This is a genomic window from uncultured Pigmentiphaga sp. (assembly GCF_937950555.1).
Lineage (GTDB): Bacteria > Pseudomonadota > Gammaproteobacteria > Burkholderiales > Burkholderiaceae_B > Pigmentiphaga.
In genome coordinates this window covers 16,231-38,995 of record NZ_CALFCW010000068.1, presented here as the reverse complement: position 1 = coordinate 38,995, position 22,765 = coordinate 16,231, and the positions used below count along the sequence as shown (strand labels likewise).

Here is a 22,765-nt window from a genome sequence, read left to right as displayed (position 1 = left end):
AGGTCACCTATATGTGATAGACGTCGACGGTGCCTTCGATTTTCTCGTCGATCATCACGACCCGCTTGCGGGCGATCTTCAGTTCCCCGGCTACATTGCGCAACGTGTAGTAGTAGCGGCCAGCCCTCGTGGCGTCGCCACGCGGGCCAACGCAATGCACCAGCCACGATGCGCTCACCTGCACCTCGCCGTCCGTCTTGCCCGTGACGACGATATTGCTCGTATGGTGCGATGTCCTGTCCAACGGCAGCGAGGCGAACGAGTCGCGGCTGCGGATGCGGAAAACGCGTTCCTCCAGCCCGAGGCGCGATTCCATGTACATCAGGCTCAATTGGGTGCGCGGATCGGTCGTCACCTCGTCCTCGGACAGCCACGCGGGAACGAAATACTCCGCGTCTGGCGTGAACAGCTCCAGCCAGGCGTCCCAATTTTTCTCGTCCAGATAGAGCGCTTCTTTGGCCAGCAGGGCGCTCACCTGCATGTACAGCTCGGTATCCACAGCCATTAGCGCCGCTCCCCGTTCATCATCCGCAACCAATGCCGGTAATAGCCCTGATAGAACACTTCGTGGTCCCAGTTGTCCGACGCCGCAACAGCCTCGCAGCCGATGTCCAGCAGCGACTTGCATTGCTTGCCCGGAACCGTCGCCATTTCGCCCCGGCCGTAGTCATTCCAGCGGCTGATCCTCGCTTCGCCACCGATGGCCGTATCCTCCAATGCGGCGATGTCGTCCGAGGTCGCCATGCCGGTCGGCAGGTAGAAGTCCACGAACTTGCGCAATCGCGCAGCGCGCGCTTGGGCGCTTTCTCCGCGCGGCGCGATGCACTGGATGCGCACCTCGGTACGGTCAGGGGAGAGCGGCCGCAAGATGCGAATTTGGGTGGAGGGCTGGTCGAACAGCAACATGTTGGGGAAGAGGTAAAGGTTGCGCCCCATCCCGATCATCCAATCGACCTTGCGTTCGTCGAACTCCCTCAGCAGGCGCTCGCGCGCTTCGTAAAGGGGCGCGGCTTCCGGCGAAGCGCGCCTGGCCCAGATGCCAATGTGTCCGTTGCCGAAATCCACGGTGCCAGACTCGACCCTGCCCACGATACGGCCGGCCTCAGTCTTTTGGGTGCCAGTACCGCCGAGCGCCTCCTCGCGCATCGCCATCGTCGCGGCGAAAACGCGGTGGACCGTGCTGACGTGATAGCCGTCGACGCCGTTCTCGCCGCCCATCTTCCAATTGCCACGAATGATGTAGGTCGAGTCGCCTTCGAGGACTTCCAAGCCCTCGGGAGATTGATCCGCCATCAAGTCAATCCAGACCTTGGCTGGCCCGAGATGCTCGTCCAGGCTCGTCACGTCCCCGCGCAGGCTACCGAATACGAAGCCCCGGTAACTTTCTACGCGGGGCACCGCTTTCAGGCCGAAGGCGTCGCGCAAGTTCTCGTTGTTGGCATAGGCGCCGGTCTCCTGGTTCTTGATCTTGATGCAGCGCCCGGTTTCGTTGTAGGTCCAGCCGTGAAAACGACAGGTGAAGCTTTTGGCCGAACCTTTGCGCAGCGGGGCCACGACTGTCCCGCGGTGGGCGCAGGCGTTGGCGAAGGCGCCGATGCTCCCGTCCTTGCGGCGATTGACCACGACGGGCTGGCGCCCCATATGGCGGGTCACGTAGTCGCCGGGACGGGCGAGCTCGCTTTCATGGCATAGGTAGACCCAGCCATTCTCGAAAATCCGTTCCATTTCCGCTTCGAACAACGCCGGATCCCGGTATATCCCGCGATCGACGAGGAAACGGCCATTCTTTGCGTCGTCCAGCACGTAGCCGGAGAACCCGGCCCCGCCGGCACTCGTCGGCTCTGTCATCGTCTCGCTCCACACACAGTTCGCTCATGCGGAGCGATCTTAGGCGGGGGCTAGATATATGTAAAATGAAATGATTTGATCTCATTCATTCTTGAAATGAATGATTTGGACCATGGACAAGCCGCTTTCGCGCAAGCTGGATCTCAACCTGCTGGACCTATTCGATGCGATCTATCGCACGCGCAATCTCACGGCAGCGGGAAAAGCGCTGGGTTTGAGCCAACCCGCCATGAGCCACGCATTGGCCCGCCTGCGCGACATGTACGGCGATCCCCTCTTCGTCCGGCTCGCCAAGGGCGTGGAGCCCACGCCATTTGCGGATGAGCTGGTGGGGCCGATCTCGCAAGCGCTACAGATCCTCGCCCAAACGCTAGAGAAGGGTTCGTTCGTCCCCGAGACGGCGCAGCGCACATTCCGCCTGGCAATGACCGACATCGGGGAACACACGTTCCTGCCGCGGCTCATCCGCCACTTGCAGCACCATGCACCGCATCTATGCGTGGAGACCGTGGCCACGAGCGCGAGTCCGGAAGAGCTGGCCCAAGCGCTTTCAACAGGGAGCATCGACCTCGCCCTCGGGGCAATCAATCCGGACATCGGCGGTGTGCGAAGCCGCGTCTTGTTCTCGGACGTCTACGCCTGCGTCGCGCGGCCGTCAGTGGTCCCCAACGGTACGCTCAGCCTGGCGGAATTCAAGCAGGCCCGCCACGTCGTTCCCAACGTCGCGGGCACCAACCATTCCATCCTCATCGAGCGCATGCTGGTCGCGAACGGCATGAGCAAGCAAGTAGTGGCCCGCGTCACGCACTTCCTCGCGATCGCAGAGCTGGTCGCCAACACCGACGTCATCGCCATCATGCCGCGCAACCTCGCTCTCTCGGTAGCGCAGCGCTGGGGCCTCTGCCATTTCACGCCGCCGGTCCCCATGCCGGGCTACGACATCATGGTCTATTGGCATAAACGGCACGACCAAGAGCCTGGCAATACTTGGCTGCGCACCGCGATCATCGAGCTCTTCCAAGGCGGGCCGTATCCGCAGTCCAAGTCCAAGCCGTGCGCCCCGAGCCGGGTCCGATCACGGCGCCGAGCCTGACCCCAGCAAGTCTTCTATCTTCACCGGCAGGTCCCGCACGCGCACTCCGGTGGCGTGGTAGACGGCCGAAGCGATGGCCGCCGCGATTCCGGCCAGGCCAATCTCGCCTATGCCGCGGGCGCCGAGTTCATTGAGCACCACATCGGGGTGCTCGATGAAGCACACATCGATCTCGGGCGCATCTGCGTGGGTGGCGACCATGTAGTCGGCAAGATTGTTGTTGATGGGTGCGCCGCTGCGCTCGTCATAGATAGTCTCCTCCAGCAACGCCATGCCTACGCCCATCACGATGGCACCCTCTACCTGGTTGCGGCCTGTACGCGGATTGATGATGCGGCCGGCGTCGATCGCGGTCACGACCCGCGACACGCGCAGGCGGGCAATGGCCGGCTCCCATGTCACTTCCACGAAATGGGCGCCGAAAGAATGATTCGAATGGCGTTGGTACGCCGGGTCCTTGCTACTGGCCTTCGCGCTACCCCGTCCGGAGAGGACGTTCAGCTTGGCCGCCTGCAGAATCCGTTCGAATGCCACGCCTGCCGCCGGTGGTTCTCCTACCCGGTGCAGCCGGCCGTCGCTCATGCACCATGCATCGACGTCCTCCGCCGGCTCGACCCACCCGAGCCGCTCGGCACAATGCGCGAGCCGCGCAAGCGCGTCGCGCGCCGCGGCGAGGACGGCGGGCACAAGAGATCCCGTGGCCATGGAGCCACCCGAGGTCGGCCCGGCCGGCAGTGTCGTATCGCCCAATTGCACCTCGATGCATCCGGCCGGCACGCCGAGTACGTGGGCCGTCATTTGCGCCATGACGGTATAGGTTCCGGTGCCGATGTCCTGCGTGGCGCTGGCTACGCGCACCGTCCCATCGGCCCGCAGGTCCACCTGCGCTTCGGCTTTCAACCGCGTCGCCATCCAGGAGCAGGAAGCCATGCCCCAGCCCAGCACGAGGCCGTCGCGCCGCATGGCGCCGATGCGGGGGTCCCGCCGCGGCCACCCAAAACGCTCGGCACCTTGCACGAGGCATTCCCGGAGATGGCGGGAGGAAAAAGGCAGGTTACTGGCCTCGTCGCGCGACGGCTCGTTGCGCAGCCGCAGCGCCACGGGATCGATGCCAAGCGCGACGGCGAGTTCGTCCATCGCGGATTCGATCGCGTACAGGCCCGGCACGGCGCCCGGTCCGCGCATGGAAGTCGTCGGGGCGATGTCGCGCCTCGCCGAACCGTAGGTCACTCGCAGGTTGGGGGTACTGTAGAGAAACGCGGATGCCTCGCCGCAATTTTCCTTGTGGTATTCCTCCCGCGCAACATGGAAGAGATAGTCGTGCTGCAGCGAAGTCAGCTTGCCGTCGGCCGTTGCCGAGAGCCGGACCCGCTGCCGGGTATTGGAGCGGTGGCCGACGTTGTGGAACATCATGCGCCGGCTCAGCACCAGCTTCACCGGCTGCCGCACGTCTCGGGCCGCTGCGGCGGCAAGCGCCGAATGCCCCCACGGCCAAAGCTTGCTGCCGAAACCCGATCCGACATGCTCGGTGATGACGCGCACCCGGTGGGGAGGCTCCCCTAGCATCGCAGCCAAGGCGACACGGTGATTCACCACTGCCTGCGAGCTCTCGTACAAGGTAAAGCCTTGGCCCTCGTCGTACATGGCCACCGTGGCATGCATTTCCAGGGGATTGTTCGTTTCCGGCGGCGTGGTGTAGACGCGATCGATGCACACCTCGCCACGCTCGAAGGCACTGGGGGCGTCACCCCGTTCGGACTCCACCTGCGGCGCTTCCTCGGGAGCAAGCTCCATGGAAACGTCGGGCGGTTCTTCTTCATACTCCACCGTGATGGCAGCCGCGGCGGCGCAAGCCTGCTCGAGCGTCCCGGCGACGACCAGCGCGACGTATTGCCCGTAATAGCGGATCACGTCGTCGTCGAGCGGCGGCCGGTACTCGTCAAGCTTGGCCGTTTTTTCCTCGATCCGGGAAAAACGCCCGATGTTCTCGCGCGTAAAAACCTTTCTGACGCCGGGCATGTCCTGCGCAACGCGGGTCTCGATGCGCCGTATCCGGCCTCGGGCCACCGTCGCGCATACGGGCACGGCATACAGCATCGCAGGGAAGTGATGGTCTGCGGCATAGCGTGCACGGCCTGCCACCTTGAGGGGCCCCTCCACGCGTGTCCAACCGGCGCCGATCGGGGAAAGAGTATGGGAAGGTGTCGTCGACATGACGCATCAGTCCCCTGTCGTAACGGTTTTCAAGGCATGCACCAGGCTCCGGCGCGCCAACTCGATCTTGAAGGCGTTGTCACGCTGGGGCCGCGCGTCGCGCAGCAATTCGGCAGCCGCGGCTTCGAATACCTTCGCGGACGGCGCGCCGGTCAGCATCATGTCGGCCGCACTCGTGCGCCATGGTCGCGTCCCGACGCCACCCAAAGCCACGCGGGCCTTCTGTATGCTGCCCTGCGCCAGCGTGACCACCACAGCGGCCGACGCCAACGCGAACTCATAGGACGCCCGGTCCCGCAGCTTGAGATACAGCGATCGGGTTCCGGGCGGCCAGGGCGGCAGCGTCACATGGGTAATGAGCTCGCCCGGTCGCAATACGGTTTCGCGCTCGGGCGCATCGCCAGGCAGGAGAAAGAAGTCGTCGATATCCACCGAGCGCCTGCCATCGACTCCCTGGATTTCAATGGTTGCGCCCAGCGCCATCAACGCCACGTTCATATCAGAGGGATTGCTCGCGATGCACGCCTCGCTCGTGCCGAGCACCGCCAAGTTCCGGTGGTAGCCGCCCATGGCGGGGCAACCAGAGCCGGGCGCCCGCTTGTTGCACGGCATGGCCGCATCGCGAAAGTACACACAGCGCGTCCGCTGCAGCAGATTGCCGCCGGTGGTCGCCATGTTCCTCAATTGCGGTGACGCGCCGGAAAGCAGGGCTTGGGATAAGACCGAATAGTGCTCGCGGATGACTTCGTGCTGCGCCAGGTCGGCATTGCGCACCATGGCGCCGATGCGCACCCCGCCCGCCGGCGTAGGTTCGATCTTATCGAGCCGGAGATGGCCGATGTCCACCACCACGCCCGGGCGTTCGACGCCCAGCTTCATCAGATCCACCAGCGTCGTGCCGCCTGCCAGGAACCGTACCTGCGCACCTAATTGCCTGTCGCCGTACGCGGCGGATGTCACGGCCTCCGCGACGTCGTCCGCCCGCCACAATTGGAACATTTCCATGGACGGCCGCCTTCAGGATGCTGCGCGGCGGACCTGCTGTACCGCCGCCAGGATGTTCTGGTAAGCGCCGCAACGGCAGAGATTACCACTCATGCATTCTTTCACCTCGGCGTCGGACGTGCCGCAAGGCTCATTCAGCAACGCGACCGCCGACATGACCTGGCCCGGCGTGCAATAGCCGCATTGATAGGCGTCATGCTCCAGGAATGCCGCCTGCACGGCGTGCAACGTGCCGCTTTCGGCCAGGCCCTCGACCGTGGTTACTTGGCGTCCGTCCAGCGTTGCCGCGAGGATGAGGCAGGCGTTGACGCGCCTGCCATCGAGGTGAACCGTACAGGCCCCGCACTGGCCGTGATCGCAGCCCTTCTTGGCGCCGGCCAGCCCCAGCGTCTCGCGCAGGCAGTCGAGCAAGGTCGTGCGCGCATCGAGGTCGAGTTCGTGCGGGCGACCATTCACATGCAGAGTAAGCTTCATGGTGCGGGTTCCCCGTGAACCGCAATAAAGCCTCGCTCTCGCAAGCGCCGTGCCCGCTGGCCTGCGGCGGATGCTGCGCAGGACCTCCACCTTGGGGAAGGGGGTGATCGCCCGCCGGAAGCGCTTACCTGCGGGCGACACATGTGCGGGTTATTCCGGCGTGATGCCCGCCTGCTTCACCAGGGCGGCCCATTTCTTGATTTCCTTGGCGCGATAAGTCGCCAGCTCTTCCGGCGTAGAAGTGCGCGGGTCGACGTTGAGCTCCAGCATCTTGCGCTTGACCGCCGGCATTTGCACGACCTTGGTCAAGCTCTTATTCAAGCGGTCGATCACGTCTTTGGGCGTTCCCGCCGGTGCAAATATCGCAAACCAGTTTTCAATGGCATACCCAGGCAGGCCGGACTCCGCCATGGTGGGCACGTCGGGCATTTGCTCGCTTCGCGTTTCACTGGTGATGGCCAGGGCACGCAAGGCGCCCTGCTTGACCAGCGGCACGGCAGCCACGATGCCGGAGAAGTACATCTCGACCTGGCCAGCCAGCAGGTCATTCAGGGCGGGGCCACCGCCGCGGTAGGGCACGTGCACGATGTCGACCCCCGCCATGCTCTTGAACAATTCCGCAGCGAGGTGGGTAGGCGTACCCACGCCTGCCGAAGCGAAATTGACCTTGCCCGGCGAAGCCTTGGCATGGGCGATCAGTTCTTGCACGCTGCGGTACGGCTGGCGGGCGCCGACCACCAGGAGAGAGGGAGAAGTGCCGACCATGCCAACCGCATCGAAGTCTTTCTCGGCATCATAGGGAAGCTTGGAATAGAGACTGGGGGCGATCCCGAACGATGCCGTCCCGCCCAGTATCAGGGTGTATCCATCCGGCGCAGACTTGGCCACCATGTCCGCACCTATGGTGCCTCCGGCCCCGCCTTTGTTCTCGATGACCACCGGTTTGCCGAGATCGTTGCCCATTTCGGTGGCAAGCAGCCGGCCGAGCACGTCATTGGGGCCACCCGGCGGGAAGGGGATCATCATCCGGATGGGACGTTCCGGGTACGTGGAAGCGATCGCCAAAGAAGCCGTACAGGCGAAGAATGCACCGACCAGAAGACGCTGGACGCCTTTGCGCGAGCGGGAAGGCGAAAACCGGCCGGCACGGCGAGGCTGGGTGGAATACGGCATGGTGTCTCCTTGAATACGGGCGGCCCCTGCTTGGGAGACCGCGATTTGCCGCTAATCCTAGAGTCGGTCGCGCCGCCCGCACAAACCAGTATTTTTCACCCGACCTTGAAATTTTCTAATGAACTATCCACGCCGTATTTGAGCAGCCACTCCCTGAAAGCGCTGATTTTGGGGTCGTCGGCGCGGGACTGCGGACACACCAGGTGATAGCCGCGGGAACGACGCAACACGAAAGGATGAGGCGCCACCAGTATCCCCTGTTCGAGATCCTTGGCGACGTAGCGGCGCTGCCCGAGGGCAACGCCCAACCCCTGGATGGCGCACTGGTAAATGACGCTGAGATCCTCATAGTACAAATCGTTCTTGGCGTTCTTGCGAACCGCCCCCACCGCGGCGATCCAGTCCGGCCAATGTTGGGGACGGCGGTTCGAGTGCAACAGCGGGAGCTTCAACAATGCCTCGGTGCTCGGCCCGGAAGGCAGCCTCGCCGCCAGCTGCGGCGCCATCACAGGGGTCAGCTCGTCGCTGAACAAGAGATCGCTGCGCAAACCCTCCCACGGCCCGTCGCCATAAAGAATGCCGACGTCTACCGTGTCGCGGCGGAAGTCCACCGCGTCCACGCTCGACGCAAGGCGAATCTTGATATTCGGATGGGCGTGCTGGAAGGCAGGCAGCAAGGGAATCAGCCAGCGCACGAAAAAAGTGGTGTGGCCCCGCACGGTCAAGACCTGCGCCGACCCCGACGAAACCAGCTCCTGCGTCGCGCGCACGATTTGCTCGAAAGCGACGCTCAGGCCTTTGGCATACATTTCTCCGCCGCGTGTCAGCTTGGGCGGGCGCTCGCTTCGATCGAACAAGGCGAATCCCAGCCAGCTTTCGAGAGCCTTGATCTGATGGCTGACCGCGCCGGGCGTGATGTGCAGCTCCGCAGCCGCTTCCGTGAAGCTCAAGTGCCGCGCCGCGCTTTCAAAGACGCGCAGCGGATTCAATGGCGGGAGTTGAGGATTCATGGCGTCTCAGCATGAATTTTTCTAAAAACTGAATGAAGTATTTTGGATGGCGATGCGAGATGGTACTGCCTTAAGATGGCCGCGCCAGTCGCCTTGAAGGCGCCACGAGACAACATCATTCGCCGACCGGGCGGGTGTAGGAGCCCTTGCATGAGCCTGAACTACTCCACCGATTTCCCGTCTCTCAAAGACCAGGTTGACGCAGCGGAATGGCGCACGCGCGTCGACCTTGCCGCATGCTACCGGCTGATGGACCGGTATGGCATGACGGACATGATATACAACCACATCACCGCGCAAATTCCCGGCAAGAAGGAGCGCCTGCTGATCAACCTGTACGGCCTGCTGTATAAGGAAATCACGGCGTCCAGCCTGGTCGAAATCGATTACGACGGCAACGTCCACCGCAGCCCCGAGACGGCCTACGGCATCAACCGTTCGGGCTATGTCATCCACGGATGCATCCACCGCGCGCGCCCCGACGTGCATTGCATCATCCACACGCATACGCGCGCCGGCATGGCGGTTTCCGCCATGGATTGCGGGCTACTTCCCATCACCCAGACGGCATCGCGCTTCTACGGCCACATCGCCTACCACGAGTTCGAGGGCCCGGCGATCGATCTGGACGAACAAGCGCGCCTGGTCGCGGATCTCGGCCCGCACAACGCCATGATCCTGCGCAACCACGGCCTATTGGTATGCGCGCCGTCCATCCCCCAGGCCTTCAACCTCATGTACCACCTCGAGCTCTCCTGCCGCGCCCAAGTCGATGCCATGAGCGGCGGACTCGAACACGTCAAGATCCCCTCGGACGAAGTCCTCGCCCGCGCCGCCCATTTGTACCAACCCGGCACGCGCAGACCATACGGGGAGCTCGAATGGCATGCGCTATTGCGCTGGCTGGATGCCGAGCCGGGTGGATTCCCGCGCTATGACAGCTGACGTTCAACCGCGCCGCCAACCGCCCATTCTTCCATCGCTTACCACGCCCCCATGCGCAAGATCCCCCTTCAACGGCCCCTCGTCGAGATCGACGGCGACGAAATGGCCCGCGTCATGTGGGCCTGGATCAAGGAATCGCTGATCCTGCCTTACGTCGAAGGCGAGCTGCTGTACTTCGATCTGGGAATACGGAACCGGGACGCAACGGGCGACCAAGTGACACTGGAGGCCGCGCGCGCCACGTTGCGCCATGGCGTGGCCGTCAAGTGCGCCACCATCACGCACGACCTGGCACGGATGCACGAATTCGGCTCGCCCGCCATGCTGCCCAGCCCGAATGCCACGTTCCGCAACGTCCTGAACGGCACGGTTTTCCGCGAGCCCATTTGTTGCCGCAACATTCCCCGCCTCGTCCCCCATTGGGACCAGCCCATCGTCATCGCCCGCCATGCGTTCGGCGACCACTCCAATGCGACGCAGATCGAACTGCCCGGCCCCGGAACGCTCACGCTGCGCTTTGCCCCCGACGGCGACGCTGCGGCGATCGAACGAGAAGTGTGCCGCGTCGACGGCTCGGGCATCGCCATGGCCATGTACAACCTTGACGCCTCCATTACGGGGTTCGCCAGGGCAGTGTTTCGTTATGGACTGCTGCGGCAGTATCCGGTTTACCTCTCGACGAAGCACACCATCATCAAGACCTACGATGGGCGCTTTTCCGCCATCTTCCAGGACGTGTTCGAGCGCGAATTCGCCCAGGCCTACCGCGAGGCCGGCCTCACCTACGAACACCGCCTGATCGACGACATGGTGGCCAGCGCGCTCAAGTGGCGAGGAGGATACATCTGGGCTTGCAAGAACTACGACGGCGACGTGCAATCCGACACCGTCGCCCAAGGCTTCGGGTCGCTCGGCCTCATGACCTCGGTGCTGGTCACGCCCGACGGCGGCGCCTTCGAAGCCGAGGCGGCGCATGGCACGGTCACGCGACACTATCGCGAACACCAGGCAGGGCGAGAAACATCCACCAACCCGATCGCCTCGATCTTCGCTTGGACGAGAGGGCTGCGGCGCCGTGCCGAACTCGATGAAACGCCCGACCTGGCCGCCTTTGCATCGGCGCTGGAACGTGCATGCATCGCCACCGTGGAAGCGGGATGCATGACGCGCGACCTGGCTACCCTGGTAAGCCCGGACCACCCCTGGGTGAGCACCCGGGCCTTTCTTGAACGCGTCGCAGCGACGTTGCGACGCGAACTCGGCGCCTGAGCGACGCGACTCAGCCCGCTGCGCCGGCCTTGGGAACGGTCACGCCGGTGACGGCATGACGCGCGAGCGCTTCCTCGACGAAGCCCGAAGCCTTCATCTCTTCGACGAAAGCGGCCAGATAAGCATGCGCCGCTTCCCCCCGAGACTTCGGCAGCCCCATGGCCTGCCGGATCAGCATGAAATGGCCCGGCAGCAGGCGCAGCCCCCCATGCCGCGCCGCGTCGGCCTCAAGCTGCTGGCGCACGCCCGCAGCCACGTCCGCACCGCTTTCCAAGAACACGTCCACCACCGCGGGGGAAGTCGGCGCCCGCTCGATGGTCGCATGTTGCAGGCTGCGCGTCAGATATAGATCGTAGGCGCTACCTTTGCCCACGGTGACGCGAACACCGGGCCGGTCCACCTCGGACTGCTCGACGACGGGGGAACCGTCACGTACGAGATAGGCGCCTTCGATCACCACATAGGGTTCGGTAAACGCAATGTGCTCACCGCGCTTGGGGTCGATGGCGAAAAACCCGATGTCTGCCTTTTCCGCGGCAACGGCCTCGACCGACTCGCCGGCCGAGGGAAAGATCACCAACTCCAGCTCCACGCCCAGCCGCCTGGCCAGCTCCCCCGCCAGGTCCACCGACACCCCGCGCGCACCGCGCTGGTCGTCGCGACTGGCAAGAATCGGATTGCCCACGTTGATGGAAGCGCGCAAGACCTGCTTGGGCGTAAAAGCGGAGCGAACGACTTCGGTAGCTGGTTGCATGACGGTTTCCGTAAAAAGGGAAGCGACAGTGAAAGCGGGAAGCCCGCGCGATGACCTACTGGGTATCGGGCGAAGAAGGCCCCGGTGCGACGCGGCGGCTGTGCCACCATATTACCCAAGCGGCGGCGACGGGGACCCCGAACAAGACTAGGTGGATGGGCAGTTCTTCGGCAAGGGTGTAGCCGTGGGAAAGGCCGGTATTCAAATTCCAGGCGGAAAAACCCAGCCAGGCCAAGGTGAACAGCACAGCGACTACCGTTCGGAACGAAACCGGAGCAGCGCGCAATGCCGCCCACGCCAACACGAATCCGACGGCCGTAAGAATGAGGGTTCGCATCGCCAACTCCTGCCATGAAGTGAAGCGGTAGCCTTACGTCCTGGCTGGCGTACTTCTCAGCCGGGTTTCACTGTCGCCATCCAAACGTAGGCTGTATGAGTGAGTAATACGAATACGTTCGTCTCTTCTCGGTACGCTCGTCGATAGGAGAGCCTACCGCTTAACGCTCAGATTTTTCCTAGGAAAAAGGCTGCTCGTAAAGCAGCCTTTTCCAAAGCCAATGGGTACCCGATGAACTAGTCCCGCCCTGCACATCTCACACGTCGATATTCCCCGCCATCAACGCATGCGTTTCGATGAAAGCGCGCCGCGGTTCGACGTGGTCGCCCATGAGGGTGGTGAAGATTTCGTCCGCCGAGATGGCGTCTTCGATCTGGACGCGCAGCAGGCGACGCACGGAGGGGTCCATCGTCGTTTCCCACAACTGGCTGGGATTCATTTCGCCCAGGCCCTTGTAGCGCTGCTTGGAAATCGAGCGCTCCGCCTCCGAACGCAGCCACTGGATCGCTTCGCGGAAATTCGTGACGGCCAGCTCCTTGAGCTTGTCGCCTTCGCCACGCTCGACCTTCCCACCGCTGCCGATCAGGCCTTGGAAGGTCTTGGCGCCGTTGTGCAGCACGCGGTAATCCGGGCCGTTGAGGAAGGCTTGGTCGATGACGGTGACGCGAATGTTGCCGTGGTGGTTGCGGTGGATTTCCAGCTTGGGCTGCTGCGTTTCCTCGTCCACCACGACTTTGGTGTGGACGACGCCCGGCATGGCCGGGTCTTCCAATTCCGCCTGCAGGCGCTGGCGCGACAGCTCGGCCGCGTCCACGCTGGAAAGATCGATTTCCACGCCCTGCACGATGGCCGACAACGTCGCCACGTCCATGATGCGCGAGAGCCGATCGATGACGGCGTCGACCAGGTTGTACTGGCGGGCAAGCTCCTTGAGTGCTTCCCCGGTGATGGGTTCGGCATCGGCCGTCGGGTAGAGCTTCGCGTCCTTGAGCGCGAGGTCCAGCATGAACGCGGCTTCTTCGGCTTCGTCCTTCAGGTAGCGCTCTTCGCGTCCCACCTTGACCTTGAACAGGGGCGGCTGGGCGATATAGATGTAGCCGCGTTCGATGAGCTGCGGCATCTGGCGATAGAACAGCGTCAGCAGCAGCGTGCGGATATGCGCGCCGTCCACGTCTGCATCGGTCATGATGATGATGCGGTGATAGCGCAGCTTGTCGATGTTGAAGTCGGGGCCGATGCTGGTTCCCAGCGCTGTGATCAGCGTGGTGATCTGTTCGCTGCTGATGAGCTTGTCGAAGCGGGCCTTCTCGACGTTCAGCACCTTGCCGCGCAGCGGCAGGATGGCCTGGAACTTGCGGTCGCGGCCTTGCTTGGCCGATCCGCCGGCGGAATCCCCCTCCACGATGTAGAGCTCGGACTTGGATGGATCCTTTTCCTGGCAGTCGGCAAGCTTGCCGGGCAGGCCGGCGCCTTCCAACACGCCTTTGCGACGAGTCATCTCGCGGGCCTTGCGCGCCGCTTCGCGGGCGCGGGCGGCTTCCACGATCTTGCCACACAAGGCCTTGGCATCCGCGGGGTTCTCGAGCAGCCAGGTTTCCAGGCTGCGCGCCACGGCATCTTCCACCGCGGGCCGCACTTCGCTGGAGACGAGCTTGTCTTTGGTCTGGCTGCTGAACTTGGGTTCGGGCACCTTGACCGACAGCACGCAGGTCAGGCCTTCGCGCATGTCGTCGCCGGTGGTTTCCACCTTGGCCTTCTTGGCCAGCTCGTTCTCGTCGATGTACTTGTTGATCACCCGTGTCATCGCCGCGCGCAGGCCGGTCAGGTGCGTGCCGCCGTCACGCTGCGGGATGTTGTTGGTGAAGCACAGCACGCTCTCGGTGTAGCTGTCGTTCCATTGCATTGCCACTTCGACGCCCACGGGCACGCCGCCGGCGGAAGACTCGGTAGAGACGGCGAACACGTTGGGATGCAGTACCGTCTTGGAGCGGTTGATGTATTCGACGAAGCCTTTGACGCCGCCGCTGAAGGCGAAGTCCTCTTCCTTGCCTTGGCGCTCGTCCACCAGCTTGATGCGCACGCCATTGTTCAGGAACGAAAGCTCGCGCAGCCGCTTGGACAACACCTCGTAGTGATACTCGATGTTGGAGAAGATTTCCGCATCGGCGAGGAACTGCACGCGGGTACCGCGCTTGTCGGTCTTGCCGACGATCTTCAAAGGCTCGACGCGCTGGCCGCGGCGGAATTCCATCTGGTAGAGATGGCCGTTGCGGCGGATGCTGAGCTTGAGCCACTCCGACAACGCGTTCACGCAAGACACGCCCACCCCGTGCAGTCCGCCCGAGACCTTGTACGAGTTCTGGTCGAACTTGCCGCCGGCGTGCAGCTCGGTCATGACGATTTCCGCCGCGCTGCGCTGGAATTCGTCGTCTTTGTGGATGTCGGTGGGAATGCCTCGGCCGTTGTCCGAGACCGAGATCGAGTTGTCGGTATGTATCGTGACGACGATCTCGTCGCAATAGCCCGCCAGCGCCTCGTCGATGGCGTTGTCGACCACTTCGAACACCATGTGGTGCAACCCCGTGCCATCGGAGGTGTCCCCGATGTACATCCCAGGCCGCTTGCGCACGGCCTCGAGCCCCTTCAGCATCTTGATGGAGTCGGCGCCGTACGAATCCTCGGAGCGGGAGGCATCGACCAGCGTATTGTTGGCAAGGCTAGTATCGATCTCGCCCGTATCAGGCGCGGTGTTCTGTTCGGTCATAGGAAAGCCCACCCCCGGATGGATTGCGGCGCCCTTCCCGAAGGGAAGGACAGCTGGCAGGCGCGTACGACCGCGCTGCGTCATCCGAGGTCATAAAACAAACCAAGGCCCTTCCCGAATCAGCACCTCGACCCGGCAAGGGAAGATTAATCAAAGAACGAACCGCCACCGCCAATGGCCCACGCCGGCAATCCCACGATGAGCCGCCTCGGCGACCCATCGTTGCCAGCATGGCATGGCCCATGTGGAGGCTTAAATCCGCATCGGCATCACGACGTATTTGAAATCTGCGTTGTCTGGCAGGGTGATCAACGCCGATGAGTTGGCGTCGCCGACGCTCCACTGCACGGTTTCCGCCTTCAGGTTGCCCAGCACGTCGAGCAGGTAGCTGACGTTGAACCCGATGTCCAGCGGTTCGAAACCGTAGTCGATCTCGAGTTCTTCCTGGGCTTCTTCCTGTTCCGCGTTGCTGGCAGATATCTTGAGCACGTGGTCGGCCATCTGCATCCGGACGCCCTTGAACTTGTCGGTAGTCAGGATGGCGGCACGTTGCAGGCTGCGCTGGAGCGCTTCGCGGGCTATCGGGAACTGCTTGCTGTAGCCCTGCGGAATGACCCGCTGGTAGTCGGGGAACTTGCCTTCGACCAACTTGGAGATCAACTCCACGTCGCCGAATACGAATTTGATCTGATTGGCCGCGACGGAGATCTCGATGGGATCGTCGCTGTCCTCCAGCAGGCGAAGCAGCTCCAGCACGGTCTTGCGCGGAACGATGACTTCCTGCTTGGGAGCGTTGCCATCGATCGTGATGGCGCAATAGGCCAGCCGGTGCCCGTCCGTGGCCACGCAGCGCACGTTATTGCCGTCCAGCACGAGCAGCATTCCGTTCAGGTAGTAGCGGATGTCTTGCTGGGCCATCGCGAAGTGCACCATGTTCAGCAGATGGCGGAACGACTTCTGCGCCATCGTGAGCGAAGCATTCCACGACGCGGGCTGCGCCACGGTCGGAAACTCTTCGGCCGCCAGGGTCTGCAGCGCGAACCGGCTCTTGCCGGACTGGACCGACAGCTTCTTGTTGGCCAACGACAGGGCTACATCACCCGTTTCGGGAAGGGCGCGCAAGATGTCGAGCAGTTTGCGAGCTGCCACCGTAGTGGATTCAGACGCATCACCCACGCCGAAGTCGGCATGGGTGGTGATCTGAACCTCGATGTCCGTAGACACGAACGACACGCGACTGCCTTCCTTGCGCAACAGGATGTTGGCCAGGATAGGCAAGGTGTGCCGCCGCTCCACGATGCCTGAAACGGTGGCGAGCGGCTTAAGCAACGCGTCGCGTGAGGCTTTGACCAATTGCATATCCAATCCTTCTTTGGGTTGGTAGTTGATAGGACCCTGTGTACAACTGGAAATCCTTCAAAAAAACATTGTAAATCAAGAACTTGTCCAGCTTTTCCGGGTGGGGATAGACCGCTGGAGCATATCGCATAAGCCTGAACAACTTTCGTTCGAAAAAAGCGCGGCCAAGTTGTCCAGAAATGCCCCAGGGCTTATCCACACACCCATGCACAGAGGTCCCGGCTGAGAATCGTCGTCGTTTATCCCTTCAAAGTTTGTTCGAGTACATGCAGTGCATGGTTCAACTCAGCCTGCTTGGTACGTGATTCCGCGATCTTGCGCACCGCGTGCAGCACCGTGGTGTGATCCCGCCCGCCGAAGAGCTCCCCGATCTCCGGCAGGCTCTTCTGGGTCAGCTCCTTGGCCAAGTACATGGCGATCTGCCTCGGCAGCGCGATGTTGGCCGGCCGGCGCTTCGAATACATGTCGGCGACTTTGATCTTGTAGAAATCGGCGACCGTCTTCTGGATGTTCTCCACCGTGATCTGGCCGTTGGATACCGAAAGCAGATCCTTAAGCGCGTCCTTGCATACCTCCACGGTAATGGGCTTGCCGTGGAACTTGGCATAGGCCAAAACCTTGCGCAGCGCCCCTTCGAGTTCGCGCACGTTGCTGCGCAGGTGCTTGGCAATGAAGAAGGCCACTTCCTCGGGCAGGTGAACGCCTTCCGTTTCCGCCTTCTTCAGAAGAATCGCGACCCGCATCTCCAGCTCGGGCGGCTCGATGGCGCAGGTCAGGCCTGAGTCGAAGCGGGAGATGAGCCGGTCGTCGATGCCGGAGAGCTCCTTCGGATAGGTATCGCTGGTGATGATGATCTGCTTGCGCAGCGCCACCAGTGCCTCGAAAGCGTAGAAGAACTCTTCCTGCGTCCGGTTCTTGCCGGAAAAGAATTGGATGTCATCGATCAACAGCAGATCGAGCGAGTGGTAGTAACGCTTGAAGTCGTCGAAGGCCTTGCGCTGGTAGGACTTGACGACGTCCGAGACGAATTGCTCCGCGTGGATGTAGCGCACGCGGGCACCGGCGTTCTCCGCCACCATGGAATTCCCGATGGCGTGGATCAGGTGGGTCTTGCCCAAGCCCACGCCGCCATATAGGAACAACGGGTTGTAGGAGGTGCCGGGGTTCTCGGCCACCTGCAGGGCAGCCGCCCGGGCGAGCTGGTTGGCCTTGCCGGTGACGAAATTGTCGAACGTGAGCTCGGCGTTGAGCCGGGATCGCTCATAGATGCTCGTCGCCTCGGTCGTGTCCGGCTTGGTCACGCGCGGCACCGGGCGCGGCGCATCGGCGGCCCGCTGCGCGGCGCGCGCAGCGGCCGACTGGACCGTTGCGACGGGGTTGCCGGGGAATCCGGGCGGGATCTGCCCAGGCGAACGGGTGCCGTTCCCGTTGCCTCCGTTGGGGCCGGCTGCCGGAGAAGAGGGCGCGCGCAGCGGCATCGCCATGCGCGAGGAGTCTAGTTCGAACTTGACCTGCACCGGACGTTGGAACCACTGCGCCGCGAGAGATTCGATCCGACCGGAAAAATTGCTACGCACCCAGTCCAGCTTGAAGCGATTGGGCGCCGCAACCCGAAGCACCGACTCGGCTTCGTCGAAGGCAAGCGGTACAAGGGGGCGTATCCAGGCGCTGTATTGCTGAGGAGTGAGTTCCTGCTCCAGCGTCCGGGCGCAGTTTTGCCAAAAATCTTCCATGAATCTCGCTACAAAGGACCGGTGCATCCACACAGGACAGGGGATGCGGAGGTGGTTCTATAGGACGGCCCCGAAACCTGTCATTCTACTCCTCCGAAGGCGAGTTATCCACAGGCCCACCCGCTCCGCCTCCGCCGCGGCAGCGCTAACTGATTGACAATATTGAATTTATTTGCCAGTATGGAGGGCTTTCCGAATTTCGGGATGAAATTCGGACTGATTCAAGACCCTGGGTTGGCAGTCTTTCCGCTCTGATACATGCCTGGCATGCGCGTGCAGTCCTTTCTTGAAGGACGGGTGCCGGCTGCGCCGGGCTTTCGGGCAGGCCGGGATTGCGCAAGATTCCGGGGCGGCTTTCACACCCATACCGGAACTCAGCAGGAATCGTCATGAAACGTACCTATCAACCTTCCGTCACCCGCCGCAAGCGCACCCACGGCTTTCGCGTGCGCATGAAGACCCGTGGCGGCCGCGCCGTCATCAACGCCCGCCGCGCCAAGGGCCGCAAGCGCCTGGCCATCTGACGGCCGCGCCGGCCGTCGTTGCCGGCTGGTTGCGCCGGCGGACAGCCGGCAACGTAGCGTTATACCGTTGAAGCTGCGCGCGTCGTTTCCCGGCACCGCGCGGTTGCGCAGTCCGGCCGAATTTGCCCCTGCGCTGAAAGGGCGCCGCCTTGCGAAAGGGGCGCTTTTTGTTTTGAGCGTGGCGCCTTCGAGCCAGCCCAGGCTGGGACTGGTCATCGGCAAACGCTTCGCGCCGCTGTCGGTCAGCCGGGCCGCGCTAAAGCGCGTGGCGCGCGAGGCTTTCCGGCTGCGGCGTGCGGAACTGCCGCCCGGCGACTATGTCTTGAGGTTGCATGCCCGCATTCCGCAATGCTCGCTGACGACGCTCAAGCGCCAGGCCCGACAAGAGATCGACGGCCACCTGGCCCGCGCGATCAAGACTTACGGTTCTCCTCCCGCCCCCGCGCACGGCAAGTCAGCCGGTTCGCCGTAGGGCGGGGCGGTCGCAGGCGGGACGAATTCCCGCATAGAGGCCCATCGTGACGGAAAACCCTGGCAATCCACCGCCTGTCGGCTCGACCCTGCCGCGCCGGCTGCTGATTTGGCCCATCCGTTTCTATCGGTTTTTCCTGAGTCCCTGGGTGGGGCAGTCCTGCCGCTTTACGCCGACTTGCTCGGCCTACACCATGGAAGCGATCGATCGCCACGGCCCCGTCTACGGAACCTACCTCGGCTTGCGCCGCATCTGCCGTTGCCATCCGTATGCCCAGGGCGGCCTCGACCCGGTGCCGTCAGTCCGGCAGCGCGGCCGAGCCCACCCACCTGCGCCGGGAGAGCTCGATCATGACCTGTAATCTTCCCTTCGCCCGGCCGCAGGCCCCCTCCGGAACGCGGCCGGCCCGGCTCCCCGAACCGGCGCGAATCGCTCCCCGCAAAACGCGCGCAAGGCAGCCTCGGCTACACTAGCGGACTTTGCCGCGACGACTGGAACTATCCGTCCATGGACATGCAACGCACCATCCTCTGGATGATCTTCTCGCTATCCCTGCTTTTCTTGTGGGATAGCTGGCAAAAGTACAACGGTCACCCCTCCATGTTCGGCTCGGCGCCGACCACGGCGGCGTCGACGCAAGACCCGCAGAACGCACCCGACCAGGCGGGCGTGCCCACCCCGGCGCCGGCAGGCGCGTCGGCCGCCAATGCCGAGACGGTGCCCGGCGGCGCTCCGCAGGCCCAACAAGCGGCGGCTGCGGAAAAGGTGGTGGTCACGACCGACGTGCTGCGCCTGACCTTCGACACCCTGGGCGCCCAGATCGTCAAGGCCGAACTGCTCAAGCACGCCGACAATGACGACGAGGGGCGTCCGATCGTCTTGCTCGACGACTCCGCGCAACGGGTCTACCTGGCCCAGACCGGCGTCGTCGGCGCCCCGGCCGGCGCCTCCTATCCCACCCATCGCACGCCGTTTCGCGTCACCACGCCGGCGCGCGAGCTGAATGGCGACAAGCTGGAAATTTCGTTCGAAGCGGAAAGCGCGGGCGTCAAGGTCATCAAGACCTTCACCCTGCACAAGGGGCAGTACGCCATCGACGTGCGCCACACCTTGGAAAACGTCAGCGCGGACCCGGTTTCGCCTTCGCTCTATTTCCAATTGACCCGGGACGGCAACAAGCCCCCCGGCGAAAGCAGTTTCTACAGCACCTTCACGGGCCCAGCCATCTATACGTCCGAGGGCAAATTCGAGAAGGTGAACTTCTCCGACATCGAAAAGGGCAAGGCTTCGTACGTCAAGTCGGCCAACGACGGCTGGCTCGGCATGATCCAGCACTATTTCGCGGTAGCCTGGGTTCCGCCGCAGGGCGTCGCGCGCACCTACGACATGTCCAAGGTAGGGGCAAACCTGTACGCCGTGCGCGCCATCGAGCCGGTCGGGACCCTCTCGCCCGGAACCGGCAGCACGGTGGACGCCAAGCTGTGGATCGGCCCGCAGGACCAGGATGCCATGGCCGCCGTGGCCGAAGGGCTGGACCTGGTGGTCGACTACGGCTGGCTGACCATCATCGCCAAGCCGCTCTTCCTGCTGATGACCTGGCTGCATAAGCTGCTCGGCAACTGGGGCTGGACCATCGTTGCGCTCACCGTCCTCATCAAGCTCGTGTTCTTCCCGCTTTCGGCCGCGGGTTACCGGTCGATGGCGCGGATGAAGAAGGTTGCCCCGCGCATGCAGGCGCTGAAAGAGAAGTACGGCGACGATCGCCAGAAGCTCAACATGGCGATGATGGAGCTGTACCGCTCCGAGAAAATCAATCCGCTCGGCGGCTGCCTGCCCATGCTCGTGCAGGTGCCCGTGTTCATCGCGCTGTACTGGGTGCTGCTCGCCAGCGTCGAAATGCGCAACGCGCCGTGGATCCTGTGGGTGCAGGACTTGGCTTCGCCCGATCCGTGGTTCATCCTGCCGGCGCTGATGATGGCCACCATGTTCCTGCAGATGAAGCTCAACCCGACCCCGCCGGATCCGGTCCAGGCCAAGGTCATGATGATCATGCCCCTGGTGTTCGGCGGAATGATGTTCTTCTTCCCCGCAGGCTTGGTGCTGTACTGGGTGGTGAACAACATCTTGTCGATCGCGCAGCAATGGGTCATTACCCGGCAAGCGAGCCAATGAGCCCGGCGCGTTGACGTCCCGGCGCCCGCGGACCTGGCTCCGGCCGTCCGCTGGACCCGGCCCTTGGGAAACGATCGATCATCGTGCGGGGGCCGGTTTCGAGGCCGTTTCGGAATACCGGAACGGCCTTTTGCTTTACAGTGCGGTGAGACGCCGCCCATCCGCGCTTTTTCCGATTCGCCCCATGATTTCCGACCAGGACCCCATCGCCGCCATCGCCACGGCCGCCGGACGCGGCGGCATCGGCGTCGTCCGCGTTTCTGCACCGGTGCCGCTGGATGCGCTCATGCAGGCCGTGCTCGGCCGCACGCTCGTGCCGCGCCATGCGCATTACCTGCCATTCCTCGACACGGACGGCAGCATCATTGACAAAGGCATCGCGCTGTCCTTCCCCGCTCCGCACTCCTACACCGGCGAACATGTGCTTGAGCTGCAGGGGCACGGCGGACCGGTCGTGCTGCGCCGGCTGCTCGCCCGCTGCTTGCAGGCGGGCGCCGAAATGGGAATGCGGCTGGCCGAACCGGGCGAGTTCACCAAACGGGCCTTCTTGAACGACCGGATGGACCTGGCCCAGGCCGAAGCGGTGGCCGACCTGATCGACGCCTCTTCCGAGGCCGCGGCCCGCAGCGCGGCCGCCTCGATGACGGGAGCGTTTTCCTCCGAAGTCAACGGGCTGGCCGACCGCATCGTGCACCTGCGCATGCTGGTCGAAGCGACGCTGGACTTCCCTGAAGAAGAGATCGAATTCCTGGAAAAGTACCAGGCGCGCGAAACCCTGGCCTCGATCCAGGCTGACCTTGCCCGGCTGCTCTCTCACGCGCGGCAGGGCGCCATTCTGCGCGAAGGGCTGCACGTAGTGCTCGCCGGCCAGCCCAACGTCGGCAAGTCCAGCCTGCTTAACGCGCTGGCGGGCTTCGAGGCCGCGATCGTCACCCCCATCGCAGGCACCACGCGGGACAAGGTGGTGCAGCAAATCGACATCGATGGCGTTCCCCTGCACATCGTCGACACCGCAGGCTTGCGCGAGACCGAAGACACGGTGGAGCGCATCGGCATCGAACGGACGTGGGACGAAATCGCCAAGGCCGACGTGATCGTGCACTTGATCGACGCGACGCGCCCGAGCCCGGAACTCGATGCGGCCATTACCGCCAAGCTGCCGCCGCGCACGCCGGTGCTTGAAGTCATCAACAAGATGGATCTCATCGAAGAGGGCCGCGCCCCTGCCGACCAGCCGCATGCCAAGGGAGCGAAGCGCCTCTACCTGTCTGCCAAGACCGGCAAGGGCCTGGACGCGCTCAAGCACGAACTGCTCGCCATCGCCGGCTGGAACCCCTCGGCCGAATCCCCATATCTTGCGCGCGAGCGGCACATCCAGGCGCTGCTGGCGACGGCGAACCACCTCGAGCTCGCAGCCGAACACGCTGCGCAAAGCGACCGCGTCCTGGACTTGTTCGCGGAAGAGCTGCGATTGGCGCACGAATCACTCATGTCAATCACCGGCCAATTCAGCAGCGATGACCTGCTCGGGGTGATTTTCTCGCGGTTCTGCATCGGGAAGTGAGGTGGGGTCCATGGACGTCCACTGAAGTCTGCTGATGCGGCTGTAGGCCGCATAA

20 protein-coding genes are annotated in these 22,765 nt (G+C 63.4%); 8 read left to right on the top strand and 12 right to left on the bottom strand.

Translation table 11 applies throughout. The features are described 5' to 3' along the window. Positions 1–7: 7 nt before the first annotated feature. Entirely contained in the window at positions 8–505 is a 498-nt protein-coding gene (locus tag Q0319_RS16000) for an aromatic-ring-hydroxylating dioxygenase subunit beta (protein ID WP_299454321.1), read from the bottom strand. Beyond that, positions 505–1,848 carry a Rieske 2Fe-2S domain-containing protein gene (locus Q0319_RS15995; RefSeq protein WP_299454318.1) on the bottom strand — a complete coding sequence of 448 codons (1,344 nt, stop codon included), beginning with the start codon at positions 1,846–1,848 and terminating at the stop codon, positions 505–507. Before Q0319_RS15995 ends, Q0319_RS16000 begins: the two co-directional genes overlap by 1 nt. Before the next feature lie 112 nt (positions 1,849–1,960). On the opposite strand from Q0319_RS15995, the gene Q0319_RS15990 reads away from it, so the two are divergent. Continuing rightward, positions 1,961–2,941, top strand: a complete 981-nt coding sequence (locus Q0319_RS15990; RefSeq protein WP_299454315.1) for a LysR family transcriptional regulator — start codon at positions 1,961–1,963, stop codon at positions 2,939–2,941. Here Q0319_RS15990 and Q0319_RS15985 read toward each other — a convergent pair. From Q0319_RS15985 to gcvA, 5 genes are all read right to left on the bottom strand, one after another. Further along, positions 2,924–5,155 (bottom strand): xanthine dehydrogenase family protein molybdopterin-binding subunit, encoded by a 2,232-nt coding sequence (locus tag Q0319_RS15985; protein ID WP_296467427.1) that lies wholly within the window; start codon positions 5,153–5,155, stop codon positions 2,924–2,926. The two genes, Q0319_RS15990 and Q0319_RS15985, sit on opposite strands and share 18 nt — an antisense overlap. A gap of 6 nt (positions 5,156–5,161) precedes the next feature. Then, positions 5,162–6,160 (bottom strand): xanthine dehydrogenase family protein subunit M, encoded by a 999-nt coding sequence (locus tag Q0319_RS15980; RefSeq protein WP_296467430.1) that lies wholly within the window; start codon positions 6,158–6,160, stop codon positions 5,162–5,164. Between the two features lie 12 nt (positions 6,161–6,172). Beyond that, entirely contained in the window at positions 6,173–6,634 is a 462-nt protein-coding gene (locus Q0319_RS15975; protein WP_299454310.1) for a (2Fe-2S)-binding protein, read from the bottom strand. 150 nt (positions 6,635–6,784) lie between these two features. Further along, complete coding sequence (locus Q0319_RS15970) at positions 6,785–7,807, bottom strand: tripartite tricarboxylate transporter substrate binding protein (RefSeq protein WP_299454307.1); 1,023 nt, start codon at positions 7,805–7,807, stop codon at positions 6,785–6,787. Positions 7,808–7,902: 95 nt separating this feature from the next. Beyond that, positions 7,903–8,817, bottom strand: a complete 915-nt coding sequence (gcvA, locus tag Q0319_RS15965; RefSeq protein WP_296467438.1) for a transcriptional regulator GcvA — start codon at positions 8,815–8,817, stop codon at positions 7,903–7,905. 150 nt (positions 8,818–8,967) lie between these two features. Between gcvA and Q0319_RS15960 the strand changes: the two genes are divergently transcribed. Together Q0319_RS15960 and Q0319_RS15955 are read left to right on the top strand one after the other, a co-directional pair. Beyond that, positions 8,968–9,762 carry a class II aldolase/adducin family protein gene (locus Q0319_RS15960; protein WP_296467442.1) on the top strand — a complete coding sequence of 265 codons (795 nt, stop codon included), beginning with the start codon at positions 8,968–8,970 and terminating at the stop codon, positions 9,760–9,762. A 51-nt stretch (positions 9,763–9,813) separates the two neighbouring features. Then, positions 9,814–11,031 (top strand): NADP-dependent isocitrate dehydrogenase, encoded by a 1,218-nt coding sequence (locus Q0319_RS15955; protein ID WP_299454302.1) that lies wholly within the window; start codon positions 9,814–9,816, stop codon positions 11,029–11,031. Between the two features lie 10 nt (positions 11,032–11,041). On the opposite strand, the gene Q0319_RS15950 is transcribed toward Q0319_RS15955, so the two are convergent. From Q0319_RS15950 to dnaA, 5 genes are all read right to left on the bottom strand, one after another. After that, entirely contained in the window at positions 11,042–11,785 is a 744-nt protein-coding gene (locus tag Q0319_RS15950; RefSeq protein WP_296467448.1) for an ABC transporter substrate-binding protein, read from the bottom strand. 55 nt (positions 11,786–11,840) lie between these two features. After that, positions 11,841–12,122 carry a hypothetical protein gene (locus tag Q0319_RS15945; protein ID WP_299454298.1) on the bottom strand — a complete coding sequence of 94 codons (282 nt, stop codon included), beginning with the start codon at positions 12,120–12,122 and terminating at the stop codon, positions 11,841–11,843. Between the two features lie 256 nt (positions 12,123–12,378). After that, complete coding sequence (gyrB, locus tag Q0319_RS15940; protein WP_299454295.1) at positions 12,379–14,886, bottom strand: DNA topoisomerase (ATP-hydrolyzing) subunit B; 2,508 nt, start codon at positions 14,884–14,886, stop codon at positions 12,379–12,381. A gap of 252 nt (positions 14,887–15,138) precedes the next feature. Further along, positions 15,139–16,245 carry a DNA polymerase III subunit beta gene (dnaN, locus tag Q0319_RS15935; RefSeq protein WP_296469786.1) on the bottom strand — a complete coding sequence of 369 codons (1,107 nt, stop codon included), beginning with the start codon at positions 16,243–16,245 and terminating at the stop codon, positions 15,139–15,141. A 239-nt stretch (positions 16,246–16,484) separates the two neighbouring features. Beyond that, positions 16,485–17,978 (bottom strand): chromosomal replication initiator protein DnaA, encoded by a 1,494-nt coding sequence (gene dnaA, locus Q0319_RS15930; protein ID WP_299454292.1) that lies wholly within the window; start codon positions 17,976–17,978, stop codon positions 16,485–16,487. A 389-nt stretch (positions 17,979–18,367) separates the two neighbouring features. On the opposite strand from dnaA, the gene rpmH reads away from it, so the two are divergent. The 5 genes from rpmH to mnmE all read left to right on the top strand — a co-directional run bounded on the left by rpmH (position 18,368) and on the right by mnmE (position 22,710). Next, complete coding sequence (rpmH, locus tag Q0319_RS15925; RefSeq protein WP_008650850.1) at positions 18,368–18,502, top strand: 50S ribosomal protein L34; 135 nt, start codon at positions 18,368–18,370, stop codon at positions 18,500–18,502. Between the two features lie 73 nt (positions 18,503–18,575). Continuing rightward, positions 18,576–18,974 (top strand): ribonuclease P protein component, encoded by a 399-nt coding sequence (locus Q0319_RS15920; protein ID WP_296469393.1) that lies wholly within the window; start codon positions 18,576–18,578, stop codon positions 18,972–18,974. 88 nt (positions 18,975–19,062) lie between these two features. Next, positions 19,063–19,335 (top strand): membrane protein insertion efficiency factor YidD, encoded by a 273-nt coding sequence (gene yidD, locus Q0319_RS15915; RefSeq protein ID WP_296469394.1) that lies wholly within the window; start codon positions 19,063–19,065, stop codon positions 19,333–19,335. Between the two features lie 146 nt (positions 19,336–19,481). Then, entirely contained in the window at positions 19,482–21,146 is a 1,665-nt protein-coding gene (yidC, locus tag Q0319_RS15910; RefSeq protein WP_296469386.1) for a membrane protein insertase YidC, read from the top strand. 187 nt (positions 21,147–21,333) lie between these two features. Continuing rightward, the gene (gene mnmE, locus Q0319_RS15905) at positions 21,334–22,710 is read left to right on the top strand and encodes a tRNA uridine-5-carboxymethylaminomethyl(34) synthesis GTPase MnmE (protein ID WP_296469396.1); all 1,377 of its coding nucleotides are present in this window, start codon (positions 21,334–21,336) and stop codon (positions 22,708–22,710) included. Positions 22,711–22,765 lie beyond the last annotated feature (55 nt).

Coding starts and splice junctions, on each gene's coding strand:
- Q0319_RS16000 (WP_299454321.1), bottom strand. CDS start 505: ATGGCTGTGGATACCGAGCTGTACATGCAGGTGAGCGCCCTGCTGGCC.
- Q0319_RS15995 (WP_299454318.1), bottom strand. CDS start 1,848: ATGACAGAGCCGACGAGTGCCGGCGGGGCCGGGTTCTCCGGCTACGTG.
- Q0319_RS15990 (WP_299454315.1), top strand. CDS start 1,961: ATGGACAAGCCGCTTTCGCGCAAGCTGGATCTCAACCTGCTGGACCTA.
- Q0319_RS15985 (WP_296467427.1), bottom strand. CDS start 5,155: ATGTCGACGACACCTTCCCATACTCTTTCCCCGATCGGCGCCGGTTGG.
- Q0319_RS15980 (WP_296467430.1), bottom strand. CDS start 6,160: ATGGAAATGTTCCAATTGTGGCGGGCGGACGACGTCGCGGAGGCCGTG.
- Q0319_RS15975 (WP_299454310.1), bottom strand. CDS start 6,634: ATGAAGCTTACTCTGCATGTGAATGGTCGCCCGCACGAACTCGACCTC.
- Q0319_RS15970 (WP_299454307.1), bottom strand. CDS start 7,807: ATGCCGTATTCCACCCAGCCTCGCCGTGCCGGCCGGTTTTCGCCTTCC.
- gcvA (WP_296467438.1), bottom strand. CDS start 8,817: ATGAATCCTCAACTCCCGCCATTGAATCCGCTGCGCGTCTTTGAAAGC.
- Q0319_RS15960 (WP_296467442.1), top strand. CDS start 8,968: ATGAGCCTGAACTACTCCACCGATTTCCCGTCTCTCAAAGACCAGGTT.
- Q0319_RS15955 (WP_299454302.1), top strand. CDS start 9,814: ATGCGCAAGATCCCCCTTCAACGGCCCCTCGTCGAGATCGACGGCGAC.
- Q0319_RS15950 (WP_296467448.1), bottom strand. CDS start 11,785: ATGCAACCAGCTACCGAAGTCGTTCGCTCCGCTTTTACGCCCAAGCAG.
- Q0319_RS15945 (WP_299454298.1), bottom strand. CDS start 12,122: ATGCGAACCCTCATTCTTACGGCCGTCGGATTCGTGTTGGCGTGGGCG.
- gyrB (WP_299454295.1), bottom strand. CDS start 14,886: ATGACCGAACAGAACACCGCGCCTGATACGGGCGAGATCGATACTAGC.
- dnaN (WP_296469786.1), bottom strand. CDS start 16,245: ATGCAATTGGTCAAAGCCTCACGCGACGCGTTGCTTAAGCCGCTCGCC.
- dnaA (WP_299454292.1), bottom strand. CDS start 17,978: ATGGAAGATTTTTGGCAAAACTGCGCCCGGACGCTGGAGCAGGAACTC.
- rpmH (WP_008650850.1), top strand. CDS start 18,368: ATGAAACGTACCTATCAACCTTCCGTCACCCGCCGCAAGCGCACCCAC.
- yidC (WP_296469386.1), top strand. CDS start 19,482: ATGGACATGCAACGCACCATCCTCTGGATGATCTTCTCGCTATCCCTG.